This is a genomic window from Enterococcus ureasiticus (assembly GCF_001730285.1).
GTDB classification, from domain to species: Bacteria; Bacillota; Bacilli; order Lactobacillales; family Enterococcaceae; genus Enterococcus_L; species Enterococcus_L ureasiticus.
Genome location: NZ_MIJZ01000006.1, coordinates 1 through 3,894, shown reverse-complemented (window position 1 = coordinate 3,894; position 3,894 = coordinate 1). Strand labels below are relative to the sequence as shown.

At 37.5% G+C, this 3,894-nt stretch carries 1 protein-coding gene; it reads left to right on the top strand.

Annotated elements, in window-relative coordinates; all coding sequences use genetic code 11:
• A partial coding sequence (locus BCR21_RS06030; RefSeq protein ID WP_338031215.1) for a MucBP domain-containing protein occupies window positions 1–3,894 on the top strand: 3,894 nt, incomplete at both ends.

Here is a 3,894-nt window from a genome sequence, read left to right as displayed (position 1 = left end):
AAACAACTCCGGAAAATACAAAAGTGATGGCTGTCCCTGTCACTGTAACGACAGAGGATGAGACAGTAGAAATTGGAGGTAAAGCAGGCTTAAGCTACAAGCCTGCGTTACTAACGGTGAGTGAAATTAAAGGGAAGACAAACGCTGACGTTATAAAATTCCTCACGAACAGACTAAAGTTGAAAGCTTGGAATTTAGCCTCAGGAGCAACTCTAGATGCAACCATTACGAGTGCGCCGATTTCTGACACCAAGCGTGGAAGTACCGATATCGTTGTAACGATTAAATTGGGGGCAGAATCGTTGACACAATCAATCAAGACAACGGTTGTTCCAGACGAAGTCTTCAAAAATGATGAGATAGAAGGATGGCAAAATTTACCAGTGGATTCTGACGCAGGGAAGAATCCAACAAAAGAGAAGGCTTTGATTAATCCAATAAATGGAAGTCGGATAGGTTTGGCAACGAGAGGAGTCTATGATACTATGGGATCCGAAGAGAGGGACTCTATAGGATTTAATATGGTGGATAAGGATAATATTATCTATCATTTTAATGGTAGACGGACACAAATTGTTCCGGGAAGGTGGATCCCAAATCAAGGTCAAAAACCATTATATGAGTTTGATAAACAATGGAGTTATAACAATGGAGTTGGTTTTCATTACTTTAGTAGAAGAATCAATCCAGTTCGATATTCCATGCGCAAAGGGAATAAATTGAAACAAGTGATAATTGATGATACAAATAAAGTTATGTATGTTTATGATATTGGAATGAGGAGAAACTTGAATTTTTCGATGTTGTTTAGTATGTATAATCTTGATACTACGCCTATTAAGTTTGCTTTATTTGAGCCTGCAATGCTCCAGATTAGGCAGGGTGGGTCTGATTCAACCATCTATGCAATAGGAGATAATAATACTGGTTTTTATACACAGCATAGACTGCCTGGGTGGGATAGAAAATTTTCACTAAAGTTAAAAGATAATCGAGGAAACTGGCTGTCGGATTTTACAAAATATAAAGTTGGAGATGGAAATGGCAAACCAATCGATTTGGGGGTATTCCGTGGAGACAATTATTTTGGGAACGGCTTTTCGAAAGATGGAGATGAAACTATAAAATATAAAAATGGGCAGGAAATATTAACACCAAGCTACGCATCTGGATATAATTTAGCAGCTCCATGGAGAGATGTAGACCCCGATAAGGCAATTACAGGTGGATATGATTTGTTTTTTGGGGATGAGCTTAACTATATGCATTTAAATGTTACGCCAGAAGAATTTAATGTCTATTCAGATTATACTGGTGATTTTAATGTAGATTACAAGGTGAGTTCTATTCCTAATAAAGGGGATAGTGGACAAGTTTATGTGACCTATCCAAGTGGTGAAACTATTGGGTATCCGTTTACTGGAGATAACGCTGACGAAGCGAGTGGAACTATCACCAACATAAAAGATAAACTACCAAAAAATCTAAATGAAAATATAGCCACAATTAAGACTTATGAGACTTCATTAATTGCCGTTGATGAAACAGGACTCATGAATGGGCTACCATCAGAAGAAGAACCTATCGTTAAAATCAATGCCTATGCTTTCGGTGGTTTACCCATCGGTCAAGTAGTCAAGAAAGGCAGCGCTTGGACTAAAACGGCTGAGTCATTGATTAAAGATCCAACTGTCTTACCAGGACACAGAGCAGCTATTGAGTATGTGAACAAAGCAAAACCAGTTGACACCTCAAAATTAGGGGTACAATTTGCAGAAGTTCGTATGACGGATGAAAAACAAACTGACAAAACAGTTGTTATAAAAGTTCCTGTACTGGTATCGGATGAAAACCCGTTACCATCCAAAGGACTAAGATTAGCTGCAGATGATTTTTCTGTCGAAAAAAGCGAACTAGCTGGCAAAACAAAGGCTGAATTAGAGGCCTTGATTTTAAAAAAATCAGGCGCAGTAGGGTTTGATTTGGCAACGGGGGCAACGACAGGGATTGATTTATCTATTTTAAATACAACCCTAACAAATGCCCCAGATGCAACAAAAACCTATACCGCTGAAATTCAAGCGAAAAAAGGAACGGCAACGGACAAGAAAACTATCAATATTACAGTAACAGATCAATCAACGTTAGCTGTTACATTCGTTGGTGAAGATAATATGGAGCTTGCACCTCCAATTAATTTAACTGGAAACATCGGTAGCAAAGTTGACCTAACAGCCAATGATGATATAAAAAAAGCAATTAAGATACAAACAGATAAAGGCTACGTGGTGACAAGACCACCTAATGAAAAAGCATATGAAATAGATGCTGATGAAAATCAAACAGCCACGTATAAGTTTCAAACAAAATCAAAATTAACCATTGATTTTATCGATGAAAATAATAAAGTGATACTAGGCACGGACACGGTTAACTTGACGAAAGAAATCGGTGTACCTGTTAATTTAACGCAAGAAAAATCCGTACAAGATATCGTCAAAAAGTATACAGATAAGGGATATGAGTTACTGGAATCCCCAACGCCAGAAAATGCTATTCCGATTGAGGCAACAGACAAAACAATTTCATACAAGTTCAAAACAAAATCACAACTAACCATCAATTTTATCGATGAAGAGGATAAAGTGATGATAAGTACGGAGACCGTAAAACTAGCGAAGGAAATCGGCGTACCTGTTGATTTAACACAAGAAAAGTCTGTACAAGATATTGTTAAAAAATATGAAGATAAAGGGTACAAGCGACTGGAATCTCCAACGCCAGAAAATGCTTATCCCATCACAAAAACAGATCAAACAATTTCATACAAATTTCAAACAAAGACACAACTAACGATCAATTTTGTCGATGAAGAGGATAAAGTGATGGTAAGTACAGACACCGTTAAATTGACAAAAGAACTAGGTCTAACCGTTGACTTAACAAAAGAAAAGTCTGTACAAGATATCGTCAAAAAGTATACAGACAAAGGATACAAGCGACTGGAATCTCCAACGCCAGAAAATGCCTATCCACTTACGGAAGCAGAACAAACGATTTCGTATAAGTTCCAAACCAAGTCCAAACTAACGATCAATTTTATTGATGAAACGAACGATGTGTTAAACACACTTGAATGGACGAAAGAAATCGGTGTACCGATCGATTTAAGCAAAGATGCAGAAATAATCAAAGTGCTAAGTGATTTAAAAGCAGATAATCGTGTGTTAGAAAAACGACCAACGAATGAAACTTCGTATCCAGTCGGGGCTACAGATGAGCCGGTCGAGTATCGTTTCAGATCAAATTCAAAAATAATTATTGTGTTTTTTGATTTTTACGATTCTTATCTAAATCCACCTGTTGAACTGACAAAGAGAATTGGCTCAACAATCAATATACGAGAAGAAGCAACAATAAAGCCAGTGCTTGAGCACCTTATAGAAGAAAAACATTTTGAGATGTTGGGTGTTCCAATTAATGACGAAGCTTATGTTGTAGAAGCTGAGGACAAAAAAATAGAAGGGTACTATTTTGCAATAGATGCTGATTTAGACGTTCAATTTGTCGATGAAAAGGGCGATATTGTGAAAGAACTATCCGTGACAAGAGATACCGGTTCGCTCGATTTAACAAAGGATCTGGATATCCAAAAGGCTATTAAGGAGCTCCAAGGAGACCATTACGAAGTGATCGAGAGACCACAAAATGAGGTAGATTATCCTGTAAGATATGGCGGGGATCCAATCATTTATAAAGTTAAAAAAACCACCACCACGGTTACTATTAACTTTGTGGACGAAGAGGGAGGAAATATAGCGGATGTTGAGCCAATCAAGTTGACTGAAATTATAGGATCTACCCTAGAACTAGGAGTTGAGCCATTAAAAACAC